The sequence below is a fragment of the Micromonospora sp. NPDC005172 genome, assembly GCF_040608555.1.
GTDB lineage: Bacteria > Actinomycetota > Actinomycetes > Mycobacteriales > Micromonosporaceae > Micromonospora.
The window spans coordinates 1-26,646 of record NZ_JBEXIL010000027.1 but is presented as its reverse complement, the minus strand read 5'-3'; the positions used below and the strand labels follow the sequence as shown (position 1 = coordinate 26,646).

27 protein-coding genes, 1 tRNA gene and 1 pseudogene are annotated in these 26,646 nt (G+C 72.2%); 16 read left to right on the top strand and 13 right to left on the bottom strand.

Annotation, left to right across the window (positions count from 1 at the left end; all coding sequences use genetic code 11):
- Positions 1-93 precede the first annotated feature (93 nt).
- Positions 94-1,125 (top strand): HEAT repeat domain-containing protein, encoded by a 1,032-nt coding sequence (locus ABZV06_RS19475; protein WP_355623037.1) that lies wholly within the window; start codon positions 94-96, stop codon positions 1,123-1,125.
- A 200-nt stretch (positions 1,126-1,325) separates the two neighbouring features.
- Positions 1,326-2,288 carry a sporulation protein gene (locus ABZV06_RS19470; protein WP_355233757.1) on the top strand — a complete coding sequence of 321 codons (963 nt, stop codon included), beginning with the start codon at positions 1,326-1,328 and terminating at the stop codon, positions 2,286-2,288.
- A 71-nt stretch (positions 2,289-2,359) separates the two neighbouring features.
- Here ABZV06_RS19470 and ABZV06_RS19465 read toward each other — a convergent pair whose 3' ends face one another.
- Positions 2,360-2,731, bottom strand: a complete 372-nt coding sequence (locus ABZV06_RS19465) for a hypothetical protein (protein WP_355233755.1) — start codon at positions 2,729-2,731, stop codon at positions 2,360-2,362.
- A 386-nt stretch (positions 2,732-3,117) separates the two neighbouring features.
- Here ABZV06_RS19465 and ABZV06_RS19460 point away from each other — a divergent pair, with 386 nt between their 5' ends.
- Positions 3,118-3,543, top strand: coding sequence for a hypothetical protein (locus ABZV06_RS19460; protein WP_355233753.1), 426 nt, complete (start codon positions 3,118-3,120; stop codon positions 3,541-3,543).
- Positions 3,544-3,598: 55 nt separating this feature from the next.
- Here the strand turns inward: ABZV06_RS19460 and ABZV06_RS19455 are convergent, their stop codons facing one another.
- Positions 3,599-5,818: an AAA family ATPase gene (locus ABZV06_RS19455; RefSeq protein ID WP_355623129.1), complete on the bottom strand. Its 2,220-nt coding sequence runs from the start codon at positions 5,816-5,818 to the stop codon at positions 3,599-3,601.
- 257 nt (positions 5,819-6,075) lie between these two features.
- On the bottom strand, positions 6,076-7,179 hold the full coding sequence (locus ABZV06_RS19450; protein WP_355233751.1) for a sigma-E factor regulatory protein RseB domain-containing protein: 1,104 nt from the start codon (positions 7,177-7,179) through the stop codon (positions 6,076-6,078).
- Positions 7,180-7,276: 97 nt separating this feature from the next.
- On the opposite strand from ABZV06_RS19450, the gene ABZV06_RS19445 reads away from it, so the two are divergent.
- Together ABZV06_RS19445 and ABZV06_RS19440 are read left to right on the top strand one after the other, a co-directional pair.
- Positions 7,277-7,933 (top strand): response regulator transcription factor, encoded by a 657-nt coding sequence (locus ABZV06_RS19445; protein ID WP_355623034.1) that lies wholly within the window; start codon positions 7,277-7,279, stop codon positions 7,931-7,933.
- Positions 7,934-8,013: 80 nt separating this feature from the next.
- Positions 8,014-9,372 (top strand): ATP-binding protein, encoded by a 1,359-nt coding sequence (locus ABZV06_RS19440; protein WP_355623126.1) that lies wholly within the window; start codon positions 8,014-8,016, stop codon positions 9,370-9,372.
- 12 nt (positions 9,373-9,384) lie between these two features.
- Here the strand turns inward: ABZV06_RS19440 and ABZV06_RS19435 are convergent, their stop codons facing one another.
- Positions 9,385-10,998, bottom strand: a complete 1,614-nt coding sequence (locus ABZV06_RS19435) for a tetratricopeptide repeat protein (RefSeq protein ID WP_355623031.1) — start codon at positions 10,996-10,998, stop codon at positions 9,385-9,387.
- A gap of 57 nt (positions 10,999-11,055) precedes the next feature.
- Positions 11,056-11,517, bottom strand: coding sequence for a MarR family transcriptional regulator (locus ABZV06_RS19430; RefSeq protein ID WP_355234767.1), 462 nt, complete (start codon positions 11,515-11,517; stop codon positions 11,056-11,058).
- A gap of 49 nt (positions 11,518-11,566) precedes the next feature.
- Between ABZV06_RS19430 and ABZV06_RS19425 the strand changes: the two genes are divergently transcribed.
- Entirely contained in the window at positions 11,567-12,088 is a 522-nt protein-coding gene (locus ABZV06_RS19425) for a VOC family protein (protein ID WP_355233745.1), read from the top strand.
- A gap of 24 nt (positions 12,089-12,112) precedes the next feature.
- Positions 12,113-13,102 carry a hypothetical protein gene (locus ABZV06_RS19420; RefSeq protein WP_355623028.1) on the top strand — a complete coding sequence of 330 codons (990 nt, stop codon included), beginning with the start codon at positions 12,113-12,115 and terminating at the stop codon, positions 13,100-13,102.
- 232 nt (positions 13,103-13,334) lie between these two features.
- On the opposite strand, the gene ABZV06_RS19415 is transcribed toward ABZV06_RS19420, so the two are convergent.
- Complete coding sequence (locus ABZV06_RS19415) at positions 13,335-13,514, bottom strand: DUF4236 domain-containing protein (RefSeq protein WP_355051826.1); 180 nt, start codon at positions 13,512-13,514, stop codon at positions 13,335-13,337.
- A 420-nt stretch (positions 13,515-13,934) separates the two neighbouring features.
- Between ABZV06_RS19415 and ABZV06_RS19410 the strand changes: the two genes are divergently transcribed.
- From ABZV06_RS19410 to ABZV06_RS19400, 3 genes are read left to right on the top strand one after another with little or no spacing between them, the layout of a single operon-like run.
- A complete protein-coding gene (locus ABZV06_RS19410) occupies positions 13,935-14,270 on the top strand; it encodes a hypothetical protein (RefSeq protein WP_355623025.1) in 336 nt (111 codons plus the stop codon).
- The gene (locus ABZV06_RS19405) at positions 14,267-14,827 is read left to right on the top strand and encodes a flavin reductase family protein (protein ID WP_355233739.1); all 561 of its coding nucleotides are present in this window, start codon (positions 14,267-14,269) and stop codon (positions 14,825-14,827) included. Before ABZV06_RS19410 ends, ABZV06_RS19405 begins: the two co-directional genes overlap by 4 nt.
- Positions 14,824-15,435, top strand: coding sequence for a malonic semialdehyde reductase (locus ABZV06_RS19400; RefSeq protein ID WP_355233737.1), 612 nt, complete (start codon positions 14,824-14,826; stop codon positions 15,433-15,435). Before ABZV06_RS19405 ends, ABZV06_RS19400 begins: the two co-directional genes overlap by 4 nt.
- Before the next feature lie 7 nt (positions 15,436-15,442).
- On the opposite strand, the gene ABZV06_RS19395 is transcribed toward ABZV06_RS19400, so the two are convergent.
- Positions 15,443-15,898, bottom strand: coding sequence for an Rrf2 family transcriptional regulator (locus ABZV06_RS19395; protein ID WP_344356913.1), 456 nt, complete (start codon positions 15,896-15,898; stop codon positions 15,443-15,445).
- A gap of 7 nt (positions 15,899-15,905) precedes the next feature.
- Positions 15,906-16,889 (bottom strand): AraC family transcriptional regulator, encoded by a 984-nt coding sequence (locus ABZV06_RS19390; RefSeq protein WP_355623023.1) that lies wholly within the window; start codon positions 16,887-16,889, stop codon positions 15,906-15,908.
- Positions 16,890-17,078: 189 nt separating this feature from the next.
- On the opposite strand from ABZV06_RS19390, the gene ABZV06_RS19385 reads away from it, so the two are divergent.
- A complete protein-coding gene (locus ABZV06_RS19385; RefSeq protein WP_355623020.1) occupies positions 17,079-17,855 on the top strand; it encodes a glucose 1-dehydrogenase in 777 nt (258 codons plus the stop codon).
- Positions 17,856-17,957: 102 nt separating this feature from the next.
- Here ABZV06_RS19385 and ABZV06_RS19380 read toward each other — a convergent pair whose 3' ends face one another.
- Positions 17,958-18,389 (bottom strand): SsgA family sporulation/cell division regulator, encoded by a 432-nt coding sequence (locus ABZV06_RS19380; RefSeq protein ID WP_007457244.1) that lies wholly within the window; start codon positions 18,387-18,389, stop codon positions 17,958-17,960.
- A gap of 273 nt (positions 18,390-18,662) precedes the next feature.
- On the opposite strand from ABZV06_RS19380, the gene ABZV06_RS19375 reads away from it, so the two are divergent.
- Both ABZV06_RS19375 and ABZV06_RS19370 read left to right on the top strand, forming a co-directional pair.
- On the top strand, positions 18,663-19,241 hold the full coding sequence (locus ABZV06_RS19375; RefSeq protein ID WP_355623017.1) for a TIGR02611 family protein: 579 nt from the start codon (positions 18,663-18,665) through the stop codon (positions 19,239-19,241).
- Positions 19,242-19,291: 50 nt separating this feature from the next.
- Positions 19,292-19,363, top strand: a tRNA-Val gene (locus ABZV06_RS19370).
- A gap of 186 nt (positions 19,364-19,549) precedes the next feature.
- Here the strand turns inward: ABZV06_RS19370 and ABZV06_RS19365 are convergent.
- Positions 19,550-20,410, bottom strand: a complete 861-nt coding sequence (locus ABZV06_RS19365) for an FAD-dependent monooxygenase (protein WP_355623014.1) — start codon at positions 20,408-20,410, stop codon at positions 19,550-19,552.
- Between the two features lie 96 nt (positions 20,411-20,506).
- Between ABZV06_RS19365 and ABZV06_RS19360 the strand changes: the two are divergent.
- Positions 20,507-20,851: pseudogene (locus tag ABZV06_RS19360) on the top strand (MarR family transcriptional regulator); the annotation flags it as partial.
- A 204-nt stretch (positions 20,852-21,055) separates the two neighbouring features.
- On the opposite strand, the gene ABZV06_RS19355 reads toward ABZV06_RS19360, so the two are convergent.
- The 3 genes from ABZV06_RS19355 to ABZV06_RS19345 are packed head-to-tail and all read right to left on the bottom strand — an operon-like array spanning position 21,056 to position 24,098.
- Positions 21,056-21,838 (bottom strand): ABC transporter permease, encoded by a 783-nt coding sequence (locus ABZV06_RS19355; RefSeq protein WP_355623011.1) that lies wholly within the window; start codon positions 21,836-21,838, stop codon positions 21,056-21,058.
- Complete coding sequence (locus ABZV06_RS19350) at positions 21,835-23,352, bottom strand: ABC transporter permease subunit (protein WP_355623008.1); 1,518 nt, start codon at positions 23,350-23,352, stop codon at positions 21,835-21,837. The genes ABZV06_RS19355 and ABZV06_RS19350 overlap by 4 nt, the downstream gene beginning before the upstream one ends.
- Positions 23,349-24,098, bottom strand: coding sequence for an ATP-binding cassette domain-containing protein (locus ABZV06_RS19345; protein WP_355623005.1), 750 nt, complete (start codon positions 24,096-24,098; stop codon positions 23,349-23,351). The genes ABZV06_RS19350 and ABZV06_RS19345 overlap by 4 nt, the downstream gene beginning before the upstream one ends.
- Before the next feature lie 117 nt (positions 24,099-24,215).
- Between ABZV06_RS19345 and ABZV06_RS19340 the strand changes: the two genes are divergently transcribed.
- The gene (locus ABZV06_RS19340; protein ID WP_355623002.1) at positions 24,216-25,367 is read left to right on the top strand and encodes a HAMP domain-containing sensor histidine kinase; all 1,152 of its coding nucleotides are present in this window, start codon (positions 24,216-24,218) and stop codon (positions 25,365-25,367) included.
- Positions 25,364-26,035 carry a response regulator transcription factor gene (locus ABZV06_RS19335; RefSeq protein ID WP_355233718.1) on the top strand — a complete coding sequence of 224 codons (672 nt, stop codon included), beginning with the start codon at positions 25,364-25,366 and terminating at the stop codon, positions 26,033-26,035. The genes ABZV06_RS19340 and ABZV06_RS19335 overlap by 4 nt, the downstream gene beginning before the upstream one ends.
- The last annotated feature ends 611 nt before the right edge of the window (positions 26,036-26,646 follow it).

Genomic DNA, 26,646 nt, shown 5'->3' with positions numbered 1-26,646 from the left:
GTGTCCCGTCGAGCTGATACCCCCATATCGGTGATGTCGAGTTGATCAAAAGTCGGTGGCGTCACCCATTGGCCGGCGGGCACCATGCCGGTCGTGGAGGCGCACGAGGTGGCGGACCTGTTCGACCGGGCGGTGCGGCGGCTGCGGCGCACCGTCGAGAATGGCGACTCCGACGACGGGTCGGAGCTGCTCCGGCAGGCGGCGGGCGAAGGCGCCCTGGCCGTCCGGCTGGCCGTCGACCGACTCGTCGATCCGGACCGCGTGGTACGCGCGGCGGCATGCGACCTGCTCGGCTCCGCGAGCGCCGTGCACGGGGACGACCTGCGCGCGGACGCCGCGACGGCCCTGATCTCGCTGGCCGCCACCGAAGTAGATCCGGAGGTGCACTGGTCGATCGCCAGCGCGTTGGGTGCGACCTGCGACCCCCGCGCGCTGCCGACCCTGGTCACCCTCGCGGACAGCCCCGACAGCGACGTGCGGTTCCAGGTCGCCGTCGCGGTGCCGGCGGTGCTCGACGACCCGCCGGTCGAAGCGGGCGAGGCGGTGCTGGTCGACCTGTGTACCGACCCCGACGCGAGAGTGCGGGAGTGGGCCACCTTCGGGCTCGGCTGGGTGAGCACCGCGGACGGGAACGCCGTCCGGCAGGCGCTGTGGGACCGCACCCGCGACGTCGACCCGGAGGTACGCGCGGAAGGCACCCGAGGCCTGGCCCGGCGGCGGGACGCACGAGCGCTCCCACTGGTACGTGAGCTGCTCGCCCAGGACGAGGTCCACACCTTCACCATCAAGGCCGCCGCCTACCTCGGTGACCCGTCACTGCTGCCGCTGTTGGACGGCTTCGACCCCGACGAGGACCACGTCGCCGAGGCTCTGCGCGAGTGCGATCCGCTGCGACGTGAGCGGCGGAACGACCTGGCCTGGCGGTTACTGCTCGCCGTACATCGGCGGCGGCCCGACTGGCAGGTCAGCGTCTTCGGCGAACGGTGCGACCTCGACCTTCATCTCGAACTCACCGACAGTGCCGACCGTTCGGCCTACTGGTGGGTCGACGGGCTGCTCCGCCGGGCCGGCGACGAGCCCGAGCGCGCAGCCGACCTGGCGATCGCGGACCTGACCCCGGGATGACCCGCGTCTCGACACGAGATCGCCGATGTGGGGGTGTCGCGGGCGGCGGATACCGCCACATCGGCGATGTCGAGTCGATCAAGCGGGCCAGGCGGGGGCCGGCGCGCTCACAGCCACCTCACAGGGGGTCTGGATAGGGTGCGCGGTGAGTCAACGTCCGACTCCATGGTGGAGCGGTCGGCTGTCGCACAGGAGTTCCGATGGTCTTCAAGAAGATGTTGAGCGCGTTCGGTGTGGGTGGTCCCAGCGTGGACACCGTGCTGACCAACCCCAACACCCGGCCCGGCCTGACCCTCGACGGGCAGGTCAACCTCGTCGGCGGTGACAACCCCGCAGCCATCGAGCAGGTGGTGATCGGCCTGGTCACCCGGGTCGAGGTCGAGGGCCACGACACGGAGTACGCGGGCACCATGGAGTTCCACCGGATGGCCGTGAGCGGGGCGTTCCAGCTCGCGCCGAAGCAGGAGCTGTCGATCCCGTTCCAGCTCCCGGTGCCGTGGGAGACCCCGATCACGGACGTGTACGGCCAGCGCCTGCACGGCATGACGATGGGCCTGCGGACCGAGCTGTCGGTGGCCCGCGCGGTCGACAAGACCGACCTGGACCACGTGGCCGTGCACCCGCTGCCGGTGCACGAGCGGATTCTGGAGGCGTTCCAGCGGCTCGGTTTCCGCTTCAAGCACGCCGACCTGGAGCGTGGCCACATCCGGGGCGTGCAGCAGACGCTGCCGTTCTACCAGGAGATCGAGTTCTTCGCCTCGCCGCAGTACGCGGGCACGATCAACGAGGTCGAGGTGACCTTCGTGACCAGCCAGCGTGGCGTCGAGGTGATCCTGGAGTGTGACAAGCGGGGTGGCTTCCTCAGCGCCGGTCACGACGCGTTCGGCCGCTACCAGGTGTCGCACGCCGACGTCGACCGGGTGGACTGGGCGCAGGTCGTCGACGGGTGGCTGCGCGAGACCACGTCCCGCTACGGCAGTCTGCGCTCGCAGTACGGCCATGGTCACGGCTACGGCCCGAGTCACGGTCACGGCCGGGGCGGTATGGGCGTGGGCGGGATGGTCGCCGGCGCGGCGCTCGGCGTCGCCGGTGGCATGATCGCCGGCGAGGTGATCGAGGACGCGTTCGAGGGCGACTTCGGCGACTTCGGCGGCGACGAGTAGCGCGTTCCACAGACGACGGTGGCCTCCGGGAGATCATCCCGGAGGCCACCGCGCGCTGTGCTGTCACCCGGTCAGTGCCGGGCCTTGCGCTCCTCGCTGCTGCGCCAGTTGCTGCCGGCCTTGGCCAGGCCGCGGCTACCGAGGTAGCCCAGCGTCAGCAGGGTGATCAGGAACCAGGCGTTGTCGGCCCGGAAGATGTCCACTCCGGCGGAGTTCCGACCGACGACCTGCGACGCGCCCAGTACGGCGGCCACCGCGATCAGGTAGATCCAGAACTCGGTGGTCTTGAACGCCTGCTTGGTCTCCGTACCGGGAGCCTGCATGTCGTTCCGACGCCCGTCGTGCATGACCGGCATCTGCTGCGTGTCCCGCATCATGGCGGGGTTCTGCGGGTCGTTCATGGGCCGGTTCATCGGCCTGGTGGAAGCAGCCTGCGTGCTCATCTGGTCCTCCTCAGGATGCGATGAGTCGTACCTGCCTTCCCTCGCCCCGGTACCGCGTTTCGGCCACGGCACGGTTCGCTTGCACGGCGGGGACGCCCACCGACTACCCGAGGCCGCCGACCAGGTAACACTCCCCGGCCCGAAAAAGAATCGACGACGACCGGGCCACGCGCGCCGCCAAGGGCGAAGGGCCATGATCTGCGCAGTTCCAGGGATGCTGCTGTCTCAACCCGCCGCGAGCCAGCAGCATCCCCGAAGATGCTGCCTCACCCCCTTGGGGTGAACGCGGCGGATGTCCGATTCGGGGTCGTCGCGCGAGCCTACGGGTTTGGTCCACCGACGGTCGGGCACGCAGTCAGTTCCACAGCTTCTGCGAGGTGATGGACGTGCGTGAGGACGACATGCGGCAGGAGGCCGCCCGCCAGGCCGAGAACCGGATCGCCGGCGGCGTGTACGGCGAGGGCGCCCTCGACGAGGTGACAGTGCCCCGCACCGACGTGGAGACCCAACTCCAACGCGACGACCCGCTCGACCCCGCACACGAGCGGATCGACCCGCGGGTGTTGCACGACGGCGGCCCGGTCGGCGGGCAGGGCGCGGTGACCACGACCGGTGGCACCGCCGGGCCGGCGAGCGTACGCCGGGTGGCCCGCCAGCCGGAGCGGCATCCCGGCAAGGTGGCCCCGACGACCACCGGTGACGCCACCACGGGCGGCATGAGCACCCCGACGGGTGGCGGCACCAGCGACCAGTCCACCTCGGCGACCGGCCCGGGCAAGTCCATCCGGGACCGTTCTACCGACCGACGGTGAGTCCCACCCGCGCCCCCGCCGACCAGCCGGTCAGCGGGGGCGACGGGGTGGTCGGTCAGCGGCAGGGGCGCAGGATGCCCAGACGCTGCGTGGCCCGGGTGAGCGCGACGTACAGGTCACTGCGCCCACGCGGCGACTCGGCCACCATCCGGTCCGGGTCGACCACCAGCACCGAGTCGAACTCCAACCCCTTGGCCTGGGCGACGGTCAGCACGACCACCCTGCTCTCCAGCTCCGGGTGCTCGCCCACCGTGGCCTCGGGCAGCGCGGCGGTCAGCGCCGCACCGAGCGCGTCCACCCGGCCGGCCGGCACGATGACACCGAGCCGGCCCTCGGCGAGCCCGGCGGCCTCGCGGGTCACCGCCGCCACCAACTCCGCGGGTAGCTGCTCGTCGGGCACCGCGCGGTCCCACGGGGGTACGCCGCTCTCCCGCACCGAACGGGGCGGCCGCAACTGGGGGTCGATCTCGGTGAGCACGTCGGCGGCGACCGCCATGATCTCGGCCGGCGTGCGGTAGCTGACCGTCAGCTCGGTCAGCCGCCAGCGCTGTGCCACGTACGGGGCGAGCGCATCGGCCCAGGAGGGCGTCCCGGCGAGCGCGCCGGTCTGCGCCACGTCTCCGACGATCGTCATCGACCGGCTCGGGCAGCGGCGCATCAGCAGCCGCCATGCCATCGGCGACAACTCCTGCGCCTCGTCCACGATCACGTGGCCGAACGCCCACGTGCGGTCGGCGGCGGCGCGCTGCGCGGTGGTCAGGCGGTCGGCCTCCTCCTGCCGTTCCAGCAGCCGGTCCGCGTCGATGAGGTCGGTCACGCCGAGGATCTCACCGCCCTCGGCCTCGTCCTCCACGTCGATCGAGCGGGAACCGCGGGCGATCTCCAGCACGCCCTCGGCGTACTCCCGCTCCATCACGCGGATGCGCTCGCGCCGGGCGGCGGCGGCCCGCTCGTCCTCGCCGAGCAGTTCGGCGGCCTCGTCCAGCAGCGGCACGTCGGCGGGTGTCCAACCGCCCGGCTCGCGGTGCAGCCGTGCCCGCTCGTCGTCGGTGAGCATCGGCGCGGCGGCGACGATCCGGTCGGGGTCCGCGTACAGGTCGGCGAGCAGGCGCTGCGGGGTGAGCACCGGCCACAACCGGTCGAGTACGGCCTGGACCTCCGTCTCCTCGCGCAACTCCCGGCGGATCTCGGCGCGGTCGGCCTCGTCGAGCAGGTTGTCCCCACCGAGCGGGTCGGCGCCGATCCGCTCGGCCACCTGATCGGCGAGCGCGTGCACGATCTCCACGTCGAACAGCGCCCGCGCCAGGTTGTGCGGACGCTCGGTGCGGCGTACCCGGTCCCGCGCGGCGCGCACGGTCTCCGGGTCGAGGGTCAGCACCTCGCGCTCGATCTCGATCTCCAGTGGCTCGTCCGGCACCCACTGCCGGTCCCGCACGGCCAGGGCCAGCACCTCGGCGAGCACCGCACGGCCCTTGAGCGCCGCGGTCTGGGCCGGCTCGGCGCGCCGGGCGCTCACCCCGGGAAACAGATCCCCCTGGGTACGCAGCAGCACGCCCGTCTCGGCCAACGTGGGCAGCACCTGGGAGATGTAGCGCAGGAACGTCGCGTTCGGGCCGACCAGCAGCACACCGCGGCTGGACAGCTCCCGCCGGTGTGTGTAGAGCAGGTACGCCGCCCGGTGCAGCGCGACGGCGGTCTTGCCGGTGCCGGGGCCACCCTGGACGACCATCACGCCGGGCAGGTCGGCGCGGATGATGCTGTCCTGTTCGGCCTGGATCGTCTCCACGATGTCGCGCATCCGGCCGGTCCGACCGGCGTTCAGGGCGGCGAGCAGGGACGCCTCACCGGTCAGCTCCTCGTGCCCGCCGGGGGAGGCGCTGTCGATGTCGAGGACCTCGTCGTTGAGCCCGGTCACCTTGCGCTGGCGGGTGCGCAGGTGCCGGCGACGGCGTACGCCCTGCGGGTTGGCGGCGGTCGCGAGGTAGAACGGCCGCGCGGCCGGGGCCCGCCAGTCCATCAGCAGCGGGTCGTAGTCGCCGCTGGTGTCGAAGATCCCGATCCGACCGATGTAGCGGCGGGAGTCGTCGTCGCCGTCGAGCCGCCCGAAGCAGAGGCCATTCTCCACGGCGGAGAACTGCTCGACCTGGTCGGCGTACATCGCCACGGAGCTGTCGCGCTGGGAGCGGTCCTGGAGGGTGCCGCCGGTGTTGCGCAGCTCGGCGGTGAGCCGGCGGGTGGCCTGCTCACGCAACCCGTCCAGCCGGCCGTAGAGCATCGAGACGTACTCCTGCTCGCGGCCGATCTCGTCGTCGAGCGGCAATTCACCGGTACCGCCGGAGTGCCTTGACAAGCCGTCTCCCTAAAGATTAGAATGCAATGCAGGAACGGCTTTTAAGCCGTTCTTTTTACTGCCCTCGAATTGTCGAAGATAGCGCGGTCGGCCCGCTGTCACCAAGCCGACCGGGCCGATACGAGTCACACAGAACGCCGGGCCGACCATCTGGTCGACCCGGCGTACGCGTATCGGGGACGTCAGTCGCGGGCCACCTGGTAGAGCCGCTCCGGGGTGACGGCTCCCGCGAGTACCCGCCCGTCGTCGGTGAGCAGCACACTGAACAGCTTGCCGGTGAGCAGTCGCCCGGTGCCCCACTCGCCGCTGACCGCCGGCAGCCCACCGAGCAGCTTCGAGACGTTCGCGTCCGGTGCGTCGCCGGAGGGCTTCTGACCCGGGGCCGCGCCGAGGCGGGCGACCAGGACGGTGGTCCACCCCTCGCCGACCGTACGCACCTGCGGGTTCCGATCCGGCGCGGCGTGCGCCGGCCTGTCCCCGGTCGGGCGCTCGGCGGTCTCCTCGGTGACGGTCACGCCCGGGGGCGGGTTGAAGGCGAACTGGTCGGCGTCGGGGCGGCGGTAGTCGACCTGGGTGAAGGCCATCTCGAACGCCGGCTGGTCGCTGCCCTTGGCGAGCACCTCGAAGCGCAGCGGCACGTGCTGCTTCGCGTCGATGGCGATCCGTAGCTGGTGCACGAGCGAGTCGCGGTCACGCGGCTGGAGCACCAGCTCGTAGGCGTCCCGACCGGCGACGGTGGCCGAGCGGCCGACGCTGACCTGGGTGCTCGGATCGATGGCGCCCAACGCCAGGTCGGCGGCCTCCTGCGGAGTGGCGGGCAGGCTCGGTTCAGCCTCGGGCGTCGCCTTTCCGGCGTCCTTCGCCTCGCCCAGGGTGCGGTGGCGGGCGGTGTTGCTGCGGCTTTCCCAGGTCCACACGTCCCGCCCGTTGCGGATCACGTCCTGCTGGCCGAGCGTGTCCACCAGGGCGACGCGCTGCCGGTCCGGGCCCGAATACCAGACCCGCAGGGTGTGCGTACCGGTCAGCAGGGTCGTCAGGTCGTTGCCGGGGATCAGCCCGACGAGCGGCGGCAGGCCGAGGTCGGCGCGCTGCACGACGGTCCCGGACAACCCCTCCAACTGCGAGGTCTGCAGGTCCACCAGAAGCTGGGCGGCGGTACGCGGCGGCAGGCTCGGCTCCGCCTCGGCGGCGAACGTGCCGACCACGGCGCCTCCACCGATGACGGCGACGCCGGCGGCCACCGGGACCAGCCAACGCAGAACGGGACGGCTTCTCAGGATCGACATGGTGGCTACCTCCTACCCGACATCCTGCCTCCTCGGCGCTGTGAGGGCGCTGAGGACGCCGAACTCGCGGCATTGACCCAGGTGGCACCCTTGAGCCGTGCGGTTGTTGGTGGTGGAGGACGAGGCCCGTTTGGCGGCTGCGCTGCAACGTGGCCTACAGGCGGAGGGGTTCGTGGTCGACGTGGCGGCGACCGGCCCTGCCGGCCTGGACGCGGCACGGCACGGCGGGTACGACGCGATGGTCCTCGACGTGATGCTGCCCGGCCTCTCCGGCTACGAGGTGGTGCGCCGGCTCCGGGCCGAGCAGCACTGGCTGCCGGTGTTGATGCTGTCGGCCAAGGACGGCGAGTACGACCAGGCCGACGGCCTGGACTGCGGCGCCGACGACTACCTGACCAAGCCCTTCTCGTACGTGGTGCTGCTGGCCCGCCTGCGGGCGCTGCTGCGCCGGGGAGCGCCGGAGCGTCCCACCGTGCTGGCGGTCGGCGACCTCCGACTGGACCCGGCCCGCCGACGGGTGACCCGGGCCGACGCCGAGGTGGCCTTGACGGCCCGCGAGTACGCGCTGCTGGACTACCTGATGCGCCGCCCCGGCCAGGTGATCTCCAAGATCGAGCTGCTGGACCACGTGTGGGACGCCAGCCTGGAGACCGCGCCCAACGTGGTCGAGGTGTATGTCGGCTACCTGCGCCGCAAGCTCGGCCGGGATCGGCTGGAGACCGTCCGGGGCGCCGGCTACCGGCTGGCGACGTGACACCCGCCGACCCGGCGAGCGGCCGGAGCGGCTGGTCACCCCGTTGGGGTCTGCGCGGACTGGGCCTGCGGGGCAGGCTCCTGGCGCTCGGCGTGTTCGGGCTCACCATCGGCCTCGCCCTCGGCGGAGTGGTGCTGCTGGGCGCGCTCCGTTTCGTGCTCCAGCGCAGTGTGGACACCGAGGCGTTCCGGACCGCCGACGCGGTGGCCCTGCTCGCCGCCGAGGACGCGCTGCCCGACCCGCTGCCGGTGGCCGGTGGGCAGGTCCGGGTCCAGGTGATCGACGCGCAGGGCCGGGTCCGGGCCGCCTCGATCGACGCGGACCGGCTCGTGCCCATCGTCCGCCCCGAATGGTTGGACACCGGCCAGCGGCAGCGCCTGGACGTTCCCGCCGAGCGGGTCGGGCTCCGCGGACCGGTCCGGGTGGTCGCCGTACCCGCCGGCTCGGCCGCCGATCCGCTGACCGTGCTGGTCGCCCGCTCGATGGCCGACGTACGGCAGAGCACCCACGTGGTACGCACCATCCTGCTGGTGGCGTTCCCGCTGCTGGTGGTGGTCCTGGCCGGGGTGGCGTGGCGGGTTGTCGGCGCGACGTTGCGTCCCGTGGAGGCGCTCCGCCGGGGCGCTGAGGAGATCACCGGTCGGGCCGGCGCCGGTCGTCTACCGGTGCCCGCCTCCGCCGACGAGATCCACCGGCTGGCGGTCACCCTCAACGGGATGCTGGACCGGCTGGAATCGGCCCGGGCCCGGCAGCGGGCCTTCGTCTCCGACGCCGCGCACGAGCTGCGGAGCCCTCTCACCAACATCCGTACCGAGCTGGAGGTGGCCCAGCGACTCGCCGATCGGACGGACTGGACGGCGGTGACCGTCAACCTGCTCGCCGACACCGAGCGGTTGAGCCGACTGGTCGACGACCTGCTGCTGCTGGCCCGTCTGGACGAGATGCCTCCGGCGCGGGGGACCGGCCCGGTCGACCTGACCGCGCTGCTGACCGAGGTCGCCGCCCGGTATCCGTCGCCGCCGGTGCGGGTCGTGCCGTCCCCCGGGCCGTTGTGGACGGCCGGCAACGAGACCGAGCTACGGCGGGTGCTGGCCAACCTCGTCGACAACGCGGTCCGGCACGCGGGCGGCAGCGTCATCCTCGCGGCCGAGCCGCAGGACGCCGCGTACCACCTGGTGACGGTGACCGACGACGGCCCGGGGATTCCGGCGGCCGACCGGGGCCGGGTCTTCGACCGGTTCACCAGGCTGGACGACGGTCGGGGCCGCGACGATGGCGGTGCCGGCCTCGGCCTCGCCATCGTCTGGGAGTTGGTCCGTCGCGCGGGCGGCACCATCTCCGTGACCGACGCCGGCGGGCCACCCGGCCTGCGAGTACGTCTGCTGCTCCCGGCGCTGCCGACCGGGGCCGAGCCGCGCCGGGTGGTCGCCCGACCGTGAGCGTGCGGGACGTCAGCGGCGGCGGGTGCAGACCTGGTTGGCGCTGGCGACGGTGTCGGTGGACCAGACGACGGCGACGGTGAAGCAGTAGTCGTTGGCGCGGTTCAGCGCGTACACGATGTAGCTGTCGGTGCCGGCGGGCAGCGTGGCGATGGCGGTCTTCTCCTGCCCGGCGCGGCCGGCGGAGACGACCACCGGGCCCTCGCCGCCGGCCGGGTACGTCCACCGCAGTGCGATGTTGTCCCGGTTGTCGCGCAGGGACACCGTGCCGGGCGGGGTGCCCGGCGCGGCGGCCGGCCCGGCCGAGCCGGCGGCCGGGGGGCCGGTGGTGGGCGGCGCGCCCGTGCCGCTCGGGCCGGTGCTCGGGGAGCCGTTGACCGGCCCGGACTTCGGGTCGTCCCCGTCGCCGACGCGCGCCACGCCGGCGATCACCGCCGCCGTGCCGAGCAGCACCACGACCACGCCGGCCACCAGCACCGGCACCAGCCGGTTACGGGCCGGCGTCGGCGCCCGGTGCACGGGCACCGGCAACAACCGCGACGGTGTGTACGGCGTCAGCGGCGCGGAGGGCCGATCCGGTTCGGCCGGCGCGCCGGGGCGGTACAGCCGGTAGACGCCGGACGCCTCCTCGGTGCCGCCCGTGAAACCGGCGACCGACGGGGGCACCGGCGGGACGGTGGGGTGCGGGGCAGGGTCGTCCGACGGATCGGGCGGCCAGCGGAAGCCCGGCGAACCGTCCGGCTCGTCGGCCGGCACCCGCGGATTCGGGACCGGGCCGCTGTGGGTGACCCCGGGGCCGGCCAGGCCCTCGGCCAGCTCCGGCTCGACCGGCGCGGACGGATGGTAGGCCGCCTCGAGCGGCGGGTCGCTGGGCGTCGGGGTACGCGCCGCCGGCACCACCGGGGCATCCCGGACGGCGGACGGGTCGTCGGCGCAGACGTGGTCGGGGTTGGCCGCGGCCCGGGCGAGTGACGCCACCTGTAGCGCCAGCGGGTCGTCGGCGGACAGGTGCTGCCGGCACAGCTCGCGGGCCAGTGCCAGGTTGTCGTGCGCCTCGGCGAACTGCCCGCAGTCGCGTTGCATGGAGCCGAGCCGGGCCAGCATCTTGATCCCGCTGGGGTGGCCGTCCCCGTACACCTCGCGGTGCAACTCCCACGCGTCCTGGAGACGGTCGCGGGCCACCGTGCACTGGCCGCGCGCGTACTCGACGGTGGCCAGGTCGGCGTGCGCGGCCAGCACCCGCAGCGACTCGGGACCGTCCTGAGCGGTCAGCTCGATGATCACGTCCTGGTAGAGCCGGGCGGCCCGGGAGTGGCTGCCCACCCGGTGCAGCACGGCGGCCAGGGTCGCCGCGGCGGCCACGGTGCGGGGATCGGAGCGGCCGTGCAACCGGGTCGTGGCCGCGTACGCGAAGGCCGCCCAACCACGGGCGGAGTGCGGCTCCCCGAGCGCGACGAGCACCCGCGCCTGCAGGCTCGCCGCCTCGGCCAGCTCGGGCGTGGCGTTGGCCGGGCGAGGGTCGGCGTCGGTGAGCGCATCGGAGAGCAGCCGTTGCGCACCCGCCATGTCGCCAGCGGACACGAGGTGGTGCGCCTGGTCAGTCAACTCGTCGAAGCCGGAGGACACGCCCCATCGTGCTCATCCGACGACGGTAAGTACAAGACCCGCGCCGGTGTCGATCGGTCAGGATCTGCTCAGATGCTCGGCCAACGTCTCGCTGATCCGGCGTAACTGGTCGATCTGGGCGGGGCTCAACGCGTCGAACAGGTGCCGACGTACCCCTTCGACATGGCCGGGCGCGGCGGCGGCGAGGGTGGCGAAACCGTCGTCGGTGAGCACCGCGATCTGCCCGCGCCGGTCGGTGGGACAGTCCTCGCGGCGCACCCAGCCGGCCTGCTCCAGGCGGGCGACGGCGTGCGAGAGCCGGCTGCGCGACGACCCGGTGACCTCGGCCAGTTCGCTCATCCGCAGTTGCCGACCCGGCGCCTCGGAGAGCCGGACCAGGATCTCGTAGTAGGCGTGCGGCATGCCGGCATCGCGTTGCAGCTCACGGTCGAGCGTGTCCATCAGCGCCCGGGAGGAGGCGAGGAACGCCCGCCAGGTGCGCTGCTCGTCGGGGTTCAACCAGCGGGTCATGACGCCCATCATACTCCCGATGGTTGAACGCTCAACTAAACCGCGCTAGTGTGGGGTCATGGGTATTCACCGGCTCAACCACGCGGTTCTGTACGTCAGTGACCTCGCCCGCAGCGTCGCCTTCTACCGCGACGTGCTGGGCTTCACCCTGGTCGAGATGACCCCGGACAACTTCCGGGGCGCGACCTTCCTCCAGGCCCCCGACTCCACCAACGACCACGACCTCGGCCTCTTCGAGGTCGGCGCGGGCGCCGGGCGCTCGACCGCCGGCCGGGCCACCGTCGGGCTCTACCACCTGGCGTGGGAGGTCGACACCCTCGACGAGCTGGCCGCCACCGCCGAGCGGCTCGCCGCCGCCGGGGCACTGGCCGGCACGTCCGACCACGGCACCACCAAGAGCCTCTACGGGCAGGACCCGGACGGTCTGGAGTTCGAGGTGGTCTGGCTGGTCCCGGCCGACCGGCTCGACGACACCACTCTGGCCGCCCGCAAGCGCATCGGTCGGCTCGACCTGGCCGCCGAACAGCAGCGTTACGGCGGGCAGACCCGCGGCGGTGTGGGGATCTCCGTCCCGGCCTGAACGGCCATAGGGTAGAACGGACCGGTGCCAACCAACCGGACCGCCGACTTCCTCCGCGAACTGCTGGTCCGCCACCTGGCGACCTGGCTGCCCACCGCTCTGCAGCGCGCCCGTCGCGTGACCGTCGCGCTGGCCTGGGCCGGCGCCGACGGCGGCGGTGCCGAGGCGGTGCTGCGGGTGGTCGCCGACCACGCCGCGCAGGTACGCGGCCGACAGGTGACGATCCTGGTGCTGGCCGACGAGGCCGCCGACCTGCCGGCCCGGCTCGGATCGGTGGAGGCCGAGCTGCCTCCCGAGGTGACCGTGCACCTGCTGCCCGGCGGCCCCGGCCGGCTGCCCGTCGCACTGAAGGCGGCCTCCGTGGCCGGATCGCCGCTGTTCTGCTTCCTCGACCTGACCGGCCCGGCGCACGCGGAGGTGCTCCGGGCCTGCGCCAACGGCCGCAACGGCGAAGTGTTGCTGCACGCCGCCAGCAGCGCGCGCCCCGCTCTCGGCCTCGCCGGCTTCCCGCTGGTCGCCGAGGTCACGCCGGTGCTCCCGGTGGACGGAGGATCGGGCGATGTGGAGGCTGGTGCGGGCGACGTGGCGGCTGGTGCGGGCGACGTGGCGGCCGGGATGGGCGACGTGGCGGCCGGTGCGGGCGACGTGGCGGCCGGGGTGGTCGCGTTCGGCAGCCGGTCGGACCGGAGCCTGGAGGCGGTCCGTGACGCACTCTGGACGGTCGGGGCGGACCTCGGTGTGCGTTACCGCGACCCCGCCGACCCGGCGGCCCCACCGGTGGACGTGTCGGGGGACGTGTCCCTTGAGCCGCTGGCCCGGAATCTGCTGGCCGAACTACGCCGGAGTGGGCCGCAGCCGGTCACCGACCTGCGGCGGTACACCCTCACTACGACCGCCTACCGAGCCACCGACGCCAACCAGGCACTCGCCACCCTGCTGACCACCGGTGAGGTGACCCGAGAACGCGAATCAGGCCGCCTGGCCGGCGACGAACTAATCACCCCAACCCCCTAACCCCTGTCTCCCGGCCCTTGTCTCCCCGCGACTGTCTCCCCACCCTTGTCTCCCCGCGATCTTGCACTTTCGGTGGCGACATAAGGGGTGTTCCCGCGCAAAACGACAACCGAAAGTGCAAGATCGACGCGGGCGAGCGCGGGCGAGCGCGGGCGAGCGCGGGGCGCGGGTGGGTGGAGATGCCGAGCGGGGTGCCGGTGAATCACCGGCACCCCGCTCGACTCCCGGGTCGTTACGACCGGGCCTTGTCCTGCTTCCAGGACAGCGGTCCCGGCAGGTCGACGCGGTGTGCCCGGGCCTTCGAGTTCCAGGACCAGCGGCCGATCTTGATGCTCCACGAGGAGAAGCCGTTCTCGGTGAAGTTCAGGATCAGCGGACCGATCTTCTTGCGCTTGCGAAACATGAGGCCCATCGGAGCACTCCCCTCGTCATCGTTCCCTGCCGTGTCGAGATCGAACATTCCCGAACGGGCGAATTCCGAAACCACCTCGTCGTCCCGGATGGACGGTGCGGTGCCACGGCACATGAATCTCTATCCACCAGATAGGTGTTGCGCCCCGGTAAACGCTGCTAGTGGCGCTCCGTAACATCGGCAGCGATGCAAGTCTCACCTTCTGGAAGACCGTTGACCGGCCGCTCCCACCGCCGGCAGCATGAGTTCATGTCGCAGCGGGATGAGCTTCTCCTCATCGCTTGCGTGCACGTCGACCTGGTCCGGCACGCGAGCGCGCTCTGTTGAGCTGACCGGTTCCGTCCGACCAGCTCCTCGTCGCCCTCGAACGTCGGTTCTCCACGTGGCTCGTCGACGTCTCCGCCGGATAGGACAATCCTCATGCCTCGCACCCTGCACCTCAATGCGTTCCTGATGGGCGTCGGCCACCACGAGGCCGCCTGGCGGCACCCCCGCACCGACCCGCGCCGGGTCACCGCCGCCGGTCGGGCACCCGACCTGGTGAAGGTGCTGCCCGGCATCGCCCCGGTGATCGGCGGCACCGAGGCCGAGGCGCTGACGCTCGCCGCCGAGTTCGAGGAGCTGAGCGTGCCCGACTACGCCCTCGCGCAGCTCTGCCGGATGCTCGGCATCGACCTCACCGGTCTGCCACTGGACGGGCACGGCCTGCCCCGGCCGGCCAGCGCGTACGCCGCGTCGGCCCTGGTGTCGGCATGACCACCGTGGAGCGTCCCACGACGGACGCGACCGAGTTGCGGCCGGTCGACCGGAACCTGTTCCGCGCGCTGCTGCGTCGGCAGGCCACCAGCGTCACGGTTGTCACCGCCGTGGCGCGGGCCACCGACCCGGCCTGCCTGGGCGGCATCGGCGCGCCGATCCGGGCCGGGTTCACCGCCACCTCGTTCACCTCGGTCTCGCTGGACCCGCCGCTCGTCTCGTTCTGCCTGGGGACGGCGTCGTCGAGCTGGCCGGTGCTGGCCCGCGCCGAGCACGTCGCGGTCCACCTGCTGGCCGCCGGGCAGCGGGAGGCGGCGTCGGTCTTCGCCACCAGCGGCATCGACCGCTTCGCCGCCTACCCGGACTGGACCGCCGGACCGTTCGGAGTGCCCCTGCTGACCGGGGTGCTGGCCCGGCTGCTCTGCCGGGTGGTGCACCGCATCCCGGCCGGCGACCACGCGCTGGTGATCGCCGAACCGCTCGCCCTGGGCGACGGCGGTGACGGCGCCCCGCTGGTGCACCACCGGGGCGGCTACACCACCGCGGCCGGCGCGTGAGCGCGCCCGTCGCGGCCGACCTGCTCGCGTTGGACCGGGCCGCCCAGGACCTGCTGTTCCGGGCGGCCCGCACGGCCGACACGTTCACCGACGAGCCGGTCACCGACGCCCAGGTCGCGGCGATCCACGACCTGATCCGGTACGGGCCGACCGCGTACAACGGTCAGCCGTTGCGGGTGCTGCTGCTGCGCTCGCCGCAGGCCCGGGCCCGGCTGCTGCCGTACGTGTCGTCGAGCAACCGGGCCAAGACGGCCAGCGCGCCGCTGGCGGCGGTGCTCGCCGCCGACGTGGACTTCCACGAGCGGCTGCCCGAGCTGTACCCGCACCGGCCGCAGGCCCGGGACTGGCTCGGCGACCGGGCGGCGCGCGCCGAGCAGGCCCGGTTCAGCGCGACCCTCCAGATCGGTTACCTGCTGGTGGGGGTACGCGCGGCGGGGCTGGCCGCCGGTCCGATGGCCGGGTTCGACGCCGCCGGGGTGACCCGGGAGTTCTTCCCCGACGGTCGGTACGAGGCGCTGCTGCTGCTGAACGTCGGCCGCCCCGGCCCGGACGCCTGGCGGGAGCGACTGCCCCGGCTCACGTCGGAGGAGGTGGTGTGGACGGTGTGAGCGGGTGTCAGCGCGGCTCCCACGCGTCGGGCAGCGCGGTGAGCTTGCGGACGTGGGCGGGCAGCCGACCGCTGATGATCTCGGCGAGACTCACCTCGTCGACGACCCGTCGTACGGCGGCACGCACCGCCACCCACAGGCCCGGCAGGTTCTCGGCCGCGCCCTCGTAGCGGGTCTCCTCCGGGCGCAGGCCGCGCACGCCCGCCAGCGGGCCCTCCACCGCGCGCAGCACCGCGCCGACGGTCACCTCGCGGGGCGGTCGGGCCAGGGTGTAGCCGCCCTCGGCGCCCCGTTGGGCGCGGACGATCCCGGCTCGGCGCAGATCCGCGAGGACCGCCTCCAGGAACTTGCGGGGCATGTCCTGTTCGGCGGCGATGGCCTGGGTGGACAGCAGCGACGGGTACGCGGTCGCGAGGCTCAGTGCCGCCCGTACCGCGTAGTCGCCGCGCGCGGAGATCTGCACCCCGTCATCATGCCCGTCCACTCGGGCCATGAGGGCCACCGGGCCGGGTGGTGTGACCGGAGTTGGTGGGCTCGCTGTGCGCGCCGGAGCGGAATCGGCCGCCGTTGGCGCTCGTCGGCTCGGCCGGCGGACGGGGTCGGACGACCCGTCCCACGGCCGGCTGGTCGCGGGCGGCACGGAAGGCGCCGGGGCTGACCCCGATCTCCCGGGTGAAGAACCGACCGAAGTTGGTGGGCTCGGAGAAGCCGAGCCGACGGCCGATCTGCGCGATCGGTTCGTCGCTCGCCGCGAGCAACCGGGCGGCCTGCAACGCCACACGCTCGTCGATGACCTGCTTGGCGCTGTGGCCGGTGACGGCCAGACAGGCCCTGGTCAGGGTACGCACCGAGCAGCCGAGCGCGGCCGCGTAGTCCTCGACCCGCCGGGTCACCTGGTAGCCGTGCTCCACCTCCCGGCAGAACCGCTGGAACGTCTCGGCCTCGTTGCGCTGCCCGGACCGGTTCGCATCCGGCAGCGTCAACCGCAGCAGCAGGACGGCGAGCTGGTGGCGCAGCAGCGCGCGACCGGCCGGGCCGTCGCCGTGCCGCTGGCAGTCCACGGCCAACTGGCTCACCTCGTTGATCACCGCGTCCTCGTCCTCGCCGGCCAACTGCCGCCACGTCGGCGCCGCGTCCGGGTCGACGGCCAGGCCGTGCAGCGCCTCGGTGGTCCAGCCGACCACCGTCGCGTCGAACTGGGGGCCGGCGCAGCGCAGCACCTGACCGGCGCGGACCCGCAGCAGCGTGCCCGGCCGGCACGGCAGGAGGTGGAAGTCCAGCTCGGCGTCGCCGTGGCCGCGGGTGGTGAGGATCAGCAATTCCCGTTCGACGAACACCGGCCGACGCCAGCCGGGATCACCGGCAAGGTCGGCCAGCGCGAACGTGGAGATCTCGTCGGGTACGGGTGATGCCGTTCCGATCGATGGCGCGGGGGAGGGATCGGTGGAGACCATCGCCTGCGACGGTAGCCCGAAGCGCAGGTCACCGCATCCCGACCTCTGTACGCGACGGCGCCGAGGCTTGTCGCGATCCCTGCGGCCGGGCTACGTTACCCGGCGGTAGCGCCGTCCGGTCCCTGGCCGCCCGGCGCCCCGCCGGCCGCTCGCCGGACGGCGGACCCGCCGACTCGCGATGGGATGGGCATGACGCAGCTGTTCTCGGTCGAAGGCAAGACGGTCCTGGTCACCGGCGGGTCACGAGGAATCGGGCTCATGATCGCCCAGGGTTTCGTCCGGGCCGGCGCCCGCGTGATCATCTCGTCCCGCAAGGCGGACGTCTGCGAGCAGGTCGCCAGCGAACTGTCGGCCGAGGGCCAGTGCGAGGCCATCCCCGCCGACCTGAGCGCCGACGACGGCGCGCAGGCCCTCGCCGCCGCCGTACGCGAGCGCGTCGACAAGCTCGACGTGCTGGTCAACAACGCCGGCGCCACCTGGGGCGCGCCACTGGAGAGCTACCCGGAGGCCGCGTTCGACAAGCTCTGGGCGGTCAACGTCAAGGCGGTCTTCCGACTCACCACCGCGCTGCTGCCGGCGCTGCGCGCCGCCGCCAGCGCCGACGACCCTGCCCGCGTGATCAACATCGGGTCCATCGACGGCATCCGGGTGCCGTCCATGGAGGTGTACGCCTACTCGGCCACCAAGGCCGCCGTGCACATGCTCACCCGCAGCCTCGCCCACCAGCTCGCCGGCGAGCAGATCACCGTCAACGCGATCGCGCCCGGCCCGTTCGAGAGCAAGATGATGGCGTTCGCCCTCGACGACCCGGGCAGTCGTGCCGCCATCGAGCAGCAGGTGCCGCTGGGCCGCATCGGCCGCCCCGAGGACATGGCCGGCACCGCCATCTACCTCTCCTCGCGGGCCGGCGCGTACCTCACCGGAGCCGTCATCCCCGTCGACGGCGGCATCACCACGCACGGCTGAGCACGGGCCAACCCGGGTCGGGCTGTGGTCGTACCCCCGGGGGTGGATGTGCCGGGGCCGCGCGGACTCGGCAGATCCGCGCGGCCCCGGTGTTGATTTTTCTCAGCGGCCGGCGAGCAGCCGGTTCACCGCCGTGTCGACGTCCAGGTGCTCGGCCTCACGACCGCGCGGGACGACCACGTACGTGCGTCGAAGGAATCGCACCAGGACGCTGCGCGGCACCTCGAAGAGGGCGTTGCCGTCCGGTGACGAGAGGGCCAGCGCGACGAAGTCGCCGCGCGGTGTGGCCCAGGGCCAGACCCGCACATCCCCGATGCCGGCCGGCTCGTCCAGGCCGGTGACCAGGAGTTCACGAGCGAACGACCAGCTCACCGCCTCGCCCCCGGCCGATTCGGCATGGAACAGGACATGGACCGCATACGGGTCAGCAGGGTCGTAACGCAGACTGGCACGCACCGGCAAGGCGGTGGCGTCAGGCGCGACGAGCCTTAGCGACGTCTCGACCTCTACGGTCGTCGGTCGGATGACACTCATGGACGTTCTCCCCCCGGCACCGCTGCGGAACGCGCGTGTCCCGCTTTTCCCATACTCAGGTGCTACTCCTGGCTACGCTCCGCCATACGCTGACTTCACCCAGTGGTGGGAAGGGGGACGGAAGCGCCTCCTGAATGTGAACATTCATGTAGGATTTCCGGTTCTGCCCAGTGTGTGATGCCGCCCGGCGTCGGGTGGCTCAGTCGTCGACTTACTCCGGTAACGTCCAGTCGGCCGTTGCAGTGACGGGCCCGGGCGACACTGGAGGGTGAAATGGTCACGAACCGATCCTCAGTGGATCCGGTGGCCGCGCCAGGCCCGCCGAACGTCGCGGTCCGAGCAGCCGAAAAGCGGGGGTACGACGTGCCGATTGAGCAGCCCAAGCGACCCGGACGGTCGACGCCAGAGACGGGCCGTCCCGGCGGTGTCCTCGTCGTCGGGGAGCCGCCGCGGCGCCCCCACTGGCGGCAGCGGATCTCGACGACACTCGACCTCATCCGGGCCAACCCCACCGGCCGGATCGCCCTCAAGATCTTCATCGCGGTCGCCGGCGCGCTGGTGGTCACCATCGGCATCGCCCTCATCCCGCTACCCGGCCCCGGCTGGCTGCTGGTCATCGCCGGCCTCGGCATCTGGGCCGTCGAATTCCACTGGGCCCGCCGACTGCTCGGCTTCACCCGCCGACACGTCCACGGCTGGACGCGCTGGGTGACACGACAGTCACTGCCGCTGCGACTCGTCCTCGGTGCCGTCGGCCTGGTCTTCGTCGGCGCGGTGGTCTGGCTCTCCCTCAAGCTCAGCCTCGGCATCGACGTGGTGGCCGAGGCGAGGCAGCACCTCGCGGCGCGCTGACCCCGGATTTTTGGTCTCGTTCCACGATCGGGTAGAGTCAACGGCGCTGAGGGCGATTAGCTCAGTGGGAGAGCGCTTCGTTCACACCGAAGAGGTCGCTGGTTCGATACCAGCATCGCCCACTCTCAGTTTGTGCAGGTCAGAAGCCCGTTACCGTATGAGTCGGTAACGGGCTTCACCTTATGGACGCTGCTGATCGTCTATCGGTCGGTCGAAGTCGATGCGGTGGTCGTACAGCCAGGCAAACGCCTCAGGGGTGCTGAATTTCCTCACGAACAGGGGGAACGTCACGTCGCGCAGGACTCGACTCACGCCGGTGGCCGCCTTGCTGCGGTTGACCTGCTTGGCTCCCGCCAGCACCTTGCTGACCCGGTCGGCGCGCAACCGTTGGTACGCGTGGAACGCCGCAGGCGGATCATCTCGGTCTCGCAGACAGCGGAGCGGGCCAGTTGCACGGCGTCCTCGAAGGCCATCGACGCGCCTTGGCCGGAGCTGGGTGAGCTCACGTGTGCGGCGTCACCGATCAGGACTGCGCGTCCGCGGTGCCACCGCTTCGGGGCATCCATGTCGTGCATGGGAAACCACGTGTAGTCCGGCGGTGTCGCGCGGATGAGCTGCGCGGCCGGCGACCTGTCCCCGGCCAAGACTTGCAGCAATCGCTGTTGCCACTGCGCGCCGGAAGTCGCGGCAAGGTCGGCTGCGGTGGGTTCGTCGGCCCGGGGCAGATTGGCGAACCACCAGACGCTGCCGTCCGGACTGGCCATGGAGGCGAAGAACGCCCGCCTGCCGAAGACCATATTCATCACACCGGGATCGGACTGCGGTGTGGCCATGCGGGTGATCCCGCCCGTGCCGACGAGCCCGACGTATCGGGGTTGTGGTGCGTGCGGGTCGACAAAGTGCCGGGTCGTCGAGCCGATGCCGTCGGCGCCGATGAGCAGGTCGCCGACAGCTTCCGTGCCGTCGCTGAAAACTGCGGCGACCCGGTCACCGCGTTGTCCGATGTGGGCCAGGCGCTTGCCGTGGTGGATGGGCACGCCACGGCGGAGGGCCTCCTGACGCAGCGCGGCGTACAGGTCGTAGCGGCCGATGACGATGGGGAGTGTCCCGTCGGGCAGCGGAGTGCCGGTGTGTCCTTCGCCAAGGCATCTGCCGTTGCCGAGCCACATGACGCCGCGGGGTACGGGAAATCCGGCGTCGCGGACGACTGTGTGCGCGTCGAGGGTGCGTAGCGCGTCAGCGCGGGTCTTGCCGTCACACCCACCCAGCTCGCCGAACGGATGGGCATGACCACCGGCGCGGTGAGCAAGATGCTCGACCGGATGGAGGCGCAGCGCCTGGTCCGCCGCGAGCATGATCCGCCCGACCGCCGCCGGATCACCGTGCACGCCAGGCCCGACCGGACCGACGAACTGTCCGCGCTCTACCAGCCGATGGCCGCGTACCTGACCGAGCGCATCGCCGGGTTCACCGACGACCAACTGCGCCTGCTAACCGACTTCGCCCGTACCGGCCGCGAAGTGGCGCTGCGCGAGGCCACCCGGCTCCGCGAGGGCGGCAGGCCACATTCCACGCGGAAACGCCGGCGGTCGGATGGTCTACCAAGCTGAACGTGCGAGGTGTCGCAGGTTTCGATCAGCAGACCTGGAGCGAACACCGCTCCGCTAAACGGCGTTGCTGCTGTGCGGACTCCGTGCGCGAAGGAACGCGGTGGCCATCCTGCGCTGCGTCGGCGTGCCGACCGCGGCCAGGGCGCCCAAACTGAGTCCGACAGGGCACTGGTCGGCGAGGCCCGACGGATGCGGGAGGGCGGGTCAGGGGTCGCGGTGGTGGAGGAGGAGAGCGCCGAGCAGGAGGGACGCGCCGGACCAGGCGGCCAGGACGGCGAGGCCCGCCCAGGGACCGATCGGGAGGTCATCCAGGTCGGTGGTGGCCTGGACGGCGAGGCCCGCCGTCATCGGCGCGAACCGGCGCAGCGTCCGTTGGAGTTCCGGGTCGTTGATCGCCGCCGCGACGAGCGGCACGGCGTAGAGCAGGGCCAGCACCGCCCCCATCGCGGCCGCCGAGTCCCGGATCGCGGCGGCGACGCCGAGCGCGAGCAGCCCGATCAACACCAGGTAGAGCACCGACCCGACGACCGCCCGCAGCGTGGGACCGTCGGCCAGCGACGGCGCGGCGTTGCCGTTGCCGTTGCCGTTGCCGTTGCCGTTGCCGGGCAGGATCGCCCGGCCGGCGGCCACGCAGCCGAGCACGGCAACGGTCCCGGCGGCCAGGGTCAGGCCGCCGGTCAGGACCGCCTTCGCCGCCAGGACCACCATCCGGCGGGGCGCGGCGGTGAACGTCGTGCGGAGCAGGCCCGTGCCCTGCTCGCCGTCGATCGCCAGCACGGCCAGCATCACGACGACGGCCTGGCCGAGCTGCACCCCGGCCAGGCTCAGCGCGACCGGATCGAGGCCGCATCCGCCCCCTTCGCAGCTCGCCGCGGCAATCGCGAGCAGGCTCACCAGCACCGTCGCCACCACGATGGTCGGCAGCAGCCAGCGGGCTGTCGGCTCGGTCCGCACCTTCGTCCACTCGGCGTGCAGCACCCGGTTCACGCGTCGCTCCGGCGCAGTCGCGCGGACGCCAGGCCGAGGGCCAGCGCGGCGTACCCGGCCATGACCGCGAGGCCGCCCCATCCCGGCAGCGGGTAGTAGCCGGACCCGGGCGTATAGCTCGCCAGCACGTGCGCGTACTCGGGAGTGACCTGTTGGATCGCGAAGGCCGCAGCCGGAGTCAGCCGCAGCAGCCATTCCGACGCTGCGGTCGGCAGGCCGCCGACTACCGCCGCCAGGTACGGCAGCACCACGACCGCCACCGCGATGCCGACCGCGGCCAGCCCGCGCCGGAGCAGCGCCCCGAGCCCCAGGGCGAGCAGTGCCGCGCCGGCGACCAGCAGACCTGCCTCGAGGGCCACCCGCGCGATGGTCGGCAGCGGCACCCCCGGCTGTCGGAAGCCGTTCGACCGCAGCGCAGCCCAGGCAAGCGGGATGACCAGCGCGGCGGCGGCCGTTCCGGCGACGAAGGTAACAGCGCCGAGCACGACAGCCTTCGCCGCCAGGACGCGGCCCCGTCGCGGGCTCGCCAGCAGCGTCACTCCGATCACGCCCCGCCTGAGTTCCGTCGTGATGAAGAGGGCGGCCACCACGATCACCACGATCAGACCGATGACCAGTCCGATCAGGGCAAGCTGAATAGCGGGCCCGGACTCGCCGGTGAGTGGTGCGATGTCGCCGTTGCCGGACACCGTCATGACGCCACCCGCCTCCTCGACGCTGCCCGGATGGTGCAGGGTGCCGTCCGGGTTCGGCTCGACCCCGATGTCGTCGCGGAGCCAGTCGCCACCCGGCGCGGTGCCGGTCAATCCGACGTTGTCGAAGGTGGCGGTCGCCTTGGCCAGTCGGGCCTGGAAACCCCCACCTCCGACACCGCCGTGCACGGTGAGGTCGCTGGGCGAGGTGACGAAAAGCCCGATCTCGACAGTGCCCGCCAGCTGAGCGGTGCCGACGCTGGTCCAGGAGGCGCCGTCGGCCGACTCCTCCCCGGTGAGGGTGTCACCCACGCGGGTCAGCCGCAGCCAGCGCGGGGCGTCGGCGGATACGGCGCCCGGCTTGCCCGCGGTGTCGTGGACGAAGTCGTGCTGCATCCGGACACCGTGCTTCGCGGTGACCATGAGGGCCACGTAGCGGGATCCCTCGGCGGTGCCGTCCTTGACAATGACACCGGCCTTCGCCCACTCCACCAGGCCCGGGACGATCTCGTCGTGATCCGGCGGCGGGTAGGTGATCAGGCCGGTCATCGACGTCACCCGTACCGTGATGGCGCCGTCCCCAGCCAGCGGCTGGTGCACGAAGTAGAACTTGTCCCGCACCGGCTGGCCGTCCGGGCCGACCGGGGAGGTCGGGCATTCGACGTCGACAGTCCCCTTCGAACAGACCGAGTGGCTGTTCGACGCGACGAACAGCCCCAGCAGTACGGTCACCAAGGCCGCGGCCACGGTGCCGAGCACCCAGCCGCGGACCGTTCGGAACTTGGTCCATTCGGCCCGCACGAGCCTTCCGAAGTCGCTCATCGGGCCGCCTCCCCGCGGAACTCGACCGCGTCGCGGGTCAGCGCGAAGTAGGCATCCTCCAGCGAGCCCGCGCCTTCCCCCGGTGACGCCGCCAGCAGTTCGGACATGGTGGTGTCGGCGAGGACCTTGCCCCGGCCGACAATCACCACGTGCGCGGCGATGTGCTGGAGTTCGCTCATCAGGTGGCTGGAGACCAGCACGGCCCGGTCCTGGGCGGCGAGGGTCCCCAGCAGCCCGCGCATCCACACGATTCCCTCCGGATCGAGGCCGTTGAACGGCTCGTCCAGCATCAGTATCGGCGGATCGCCGAGCAGCGCGGCGGCGATCCCGAGCCGCTGCCGCATGCCCAGCGAGAAGCCGCCGGCCCGCCGGCGGCGGACCTCGCCCAGCCCAGCCTGCTCCAACACCTCGTCGACCCGCCGGGTGGCGAGGCCCTGCGAATGGGCCAGCCAGAGCAGGTGGTTGCGGGCGGAGCGGCTCGGTTGCAGCGCCCCGGCGTCGAGCAGCGCCCCCACGTGCGTCAGAGGCCGGCGCAGCGTCCGGTAGGGCACGCCGCCGACGAGCGCGGTGCCGCCGTCCGGGGCCGCGAGGCCGAGGACCACCCGCATGGTGGTGGACTTGCCGGCGCCGTTCGGGCCGACGAAGCCAGTGACGTGCCCCGGTCGTACCGTGAAGGACATGCCGTCCAGGGCGACGGTGCGCCCGTACCGTTTGCGCAGGTCTGAGACCTCGATGCTGGATTCCATGGCCCGGTTCTACCGAGCACGCCATAACAGCGGCCGAACGCGTACCGTCACTCCCTTGTTAGGTCCGGGCCGGCATGCTGGTCACGTGCCGGTCGGCGGCGCGGCGGGGGGAACGGGATGCGGACGGCTCGACTGCGGTTCACGATCATGTACGTGGCGCTGTTCATGCTCTCCGGCGTCGCGCTGCTCGGCCTAACCGGCGTAATCACGATCGCCCGCAGCAGCACCGCGGTCGCTCCCGGACAGCAACAGCAACGACAGCCGGCCGCCTCCGCCGCGCGGATCGCCGAGCTGGAGGCCCGGCTGGAGGCCGTGCACCAGGACCAGGCCCGGCAGCTGCTGGGGGGCTCGGCGATCGCGCTGACCGTGATGGGGGCGGCCTCGGTGCTGCTGGGGCGGTCGGTCGCCGGGCGGGTGCTGCGTCCGCTGCGCACGATCACCGCCGCCACCCGTCGGATCACCGCCGACAACCTGCACGAGCGGCTCGCCGCCGCCGGCCCGGACGACGAGGTCAAGGCGCTCGCCGACACCATCGACGAGCTGCTCGAACGCCTGGAGCAGGCGTTCGCGGCGCAGCGCCGGTTCGTCGCCAACGCCTCCCACGAGCTGCGAACCCCGCTGGCCACGATGCGCGCGTCGCTGGACGTCGCGCTCGCGAAGCCCGGGCCGGTGCCGCCGCAGACGGTCGCGCTCGCCGACCGGCTGCGCACCGAGTTGAGCCGGATCGAGGAGCTGCTCGGCGGCTTCCTCACCCTGGCCCGCGCCCAGCACAGCGCGCTCACCGACCGTGCGCCGGTCTCCCTGGGTGCGCTGGTCGCGGAGGCGGTGTCCGCCCGCGCCGCCGACATCGAGGCCAAGCGGCTGACGGTCCACGCCGACGTGCGGCGGGACACCTGGACCGACGGCAACGCGACGCTGCTCACCCAGATGACCGGTAACGTGATCGACAATGCGGTCATCCACAACGTGCCGGACGGTTGGATCCGGGTGGTCGCCGCGCCCGAGACCGGCACCGCGCTGCTGTCCGTCGAGACCGGCGACCCGCCCCTCGACCCGGAGCAGGTCGCTCGGCTCGGCCAGCCGTTCCAGCGGCTCGGCGTGGAGCGGACCGCAGGCGGCGGTGCCGGACTGGGCCTGTCGATCGTGGCAGCCATCGCGGCGGCGCACGGCGGCACGCTGGTGCTGCGCGCCCGGCCCGAGGGCGGCCTGCACGTGGCGATCCGGCTACCGCTGATGCCGTCAGCGCGCCGGGACGACGGGGCAGCATGAGGGTGCTGGTGGTCGAGGACGCGCGGGCGCTCGCCGAGGTGGTCGCGGAGGGCCTGCGCGACCAGGGGATGGCCGTCGACGTCGCGCTGGACGGCCTGGCGGCCGCCGAGAAACTGGACCTCGCGCCGTACGAGGTGGTGGTGCTCGACCGCGACCTGCCGGGCCTGCACGGCGACACCCTCTGCCAGATGATCACCCAACGGGACGACCGCCCGATGGTCCTGATGCTGACCGCGGCCGGCGCGCCTGGCGACCGGGTCACCGGCCTGACGCTCGGTGCCGACGACTACCTGGCCAAGCCGTTCCACTTTCCCGAGTTGGTGCTGCGGATCCGCGCCCTGGCCCGCCGCCGCCCGTCGGCGCAGCCGAGGACGCTGCGGGTGGCCGGCCTCGAGCTCGACCCGGCTCGGCGCACCGCCACCCGCGACGGCCGCCGGCTGGACCTGTCGGTCAAGGAGTTCGCCTTGCTGGAGGTGCTGCTGCGGGCGGCGCCCGCGTTCCTGAGCTCCGAGTCGCTGCTGGAGCAGGTCTGGGACGAAAACGCCGACCCGTTCACCAACACCGTCACGGTCACGATCGGCCGCCTCCGCCGCAAGCTCGGCGACCCGCAGATCATCACCACCAAGACCGGCGTCGGCTACCGCATCGCCGACCTGACAACAGGTTGAACATCAAGGTGTGCCCGTGCCGTGGTCGACGCCACGGTCTTCGCGGCACCGCTGGGCACGGTCCACGAACTCGGCTAAGCGCGCGCCACCGTGCGAGCCACGCGTCCAACAATCTGGTGATTCGCCCCTGACCATTGTCCTGGCCCGACCGGCTTCGCAATCCGAAAGGGCTTACCCGAGCTGCCCCGCGCATGCGCTCATCTGCCGCTGACAAGGCGCGGTGATCGTGGGCGTGCGTTCCCGATCGACCGATGCGGCTGAGGGAGCGTGCCAAGCGTAGCGCTGGGCAGGCAGCCTCACGAGCGGTCGGCGGCCCGGTGCGAGCCCGGTCTGGGGAGCAGGCTGGGAGCAGCGGGGTGCCCTGAACAGCTTTGAACTGCGTCCAATGGCATCGAACAGCCCCGAACTGCACCCACCCCGGCCTGCGGCGCCACGTTCTCCCAGGTCAGAGTAGGTGCGGCGTCCTGTTCCACACCGAAGAGGTCGCTGGTTCGATACCACCATCGCCCACCAGTTAGAGCGCGTTTGGTTTGTGGGTTGGGCGGGTGTGTCGCACAGCCGGTCCGATCGATGAGGGTGATTCGGTCGGTAGACGGGTATGGATCGAGTGC

Bases quoted from the DNA above. Each gene is read 5' to 3' on its own strand.
- ABZV06_RS19415 (WP_355051826.1), bottom strand. From the start codon at position 13,514: ATGGGCCTCATGTTTCGCAAGCGCAAGAAGATCGGTCCGCTGATCCTG.
- ABZV06_RS19340 (WP_355623002.1), top strand. From the start codon at position 24,216: ATGCGGACGGCTCGACTGCGGTTCACGATCATGTACGTGGCGCTGTTC.
- ABZV06_RS19465 (WP_355233755.1), bottom strand. From the start codon at position 2,731: ATGAGCACGCAGGCTGCTTCCACCAGGCCGATGAACCGGCCCATGAAC.
- ABZV06_RS19365 (WP_355623014.1), bottom strand. From the start codon at position 20,410: ATGTGGCTCGGCAACGGCAGATGCCTTGGCGAAGGACACACCGGCACT.
- ABZV06_RS19335 (WP_355233718.1), top strand. From the start codon at position 25,364: ATGAGGGTGCTGGTGGTCGAGGACGCGCGGGCGCTCGCCGAGGTGGTC.
- ABZV06_RS19345 (WP_355623005.1), bottom strand. From the start codon at position 24,098: ATGGAATCCAGCATCGAGGTCTCAGACCTGCGCAAACGGTACGGGCGC.
- ABZV06_RS19450 (WP_355233751.1), bottom strand. From the start codon at position 7,179: ATGTCGATCCTGAGAAGCCGTCCCGTTCTGCGTTGGCTGGTCCCGGTG.
- ABZV06_RS19410 (WP_355623025.1), top strand. From the start codon at position 13,935: ATGCCTCGCACCCTGCACCTCAATGCGTTCCTGATGGGCGTCGGCCAC.
- ABZV06_RS19470 (WP_355233757.1), top strand. From the start codon at position 1,326: ATGGTCTTCAAGAAGATGTTGAGCGCGTTCGGTGTGGGTGGTCCCAGC.
- ABZV06_RS19350 (WP_355623008.1), bottom strand. From the start codon at position 23,352: ATGAGCGACTTCGGAAGGCTCGTGCGGGCCGAATGGACCAAGTTCCGA.
- ABZV06_RS19375 (WP_355623017.1), top strand. From the start codon at position 18,663: ATGGTCACGAACCGATCCTCAGTGGATCCGGTGGCCGCGCCAGGCCCG.
- ABZV06_RS19390 (WP_355623023.1), bottom strand. From the start codon at position 16,889: ATGGTCTCCACCGATCCCTCCCCCGCGCCATCGATCGGAACGGCATCA.
- ABZV06_RS19405 (WP_355233739.1), top strand. From the start codon at position 14,267: ATGACCACCGTGGAGCGTCCCACGACGGACGCGACCGAGTTGCGGCCG.
- ABZV06_RS19425 (WP_355233745.1), top strand. From the start codon at position 11,567: ATGGGTATTCACCGGCTCAACCACGCGGTTCTGTACGTCAGTGACCTC.
- ABZV06_RS19455 (WP_355623129.1), bottom strand. From the start codon at position 5,818: ATGCTCTACGGCCGGCTGGACGGGTTGCGTGAGCAGGCCACCCGCCGG.
- ABZV06_RS19385 (WP_355623020.1), top strand. From the start codon at position 17,079: ATGACGCAGCTGTTCTCGGTCGAAGGCAAGACGGTCCTGGTCACCGGC.
- ABZV06_RS19430 (WP_355234767.1), bottom strand. From the start codon at position 11,517: ATGGGCGTCATGACCCGCTGGTTGAACCCCGACGAGCAGCGCACCTGG.
- ABZV06_RS19380 (WP_007457244.1), bottom strand. From the start codon at position 18,389: ATGAGTGTCATCCGACCGACGACCGTAGAGGTCGAGACGTCGCTAAGG.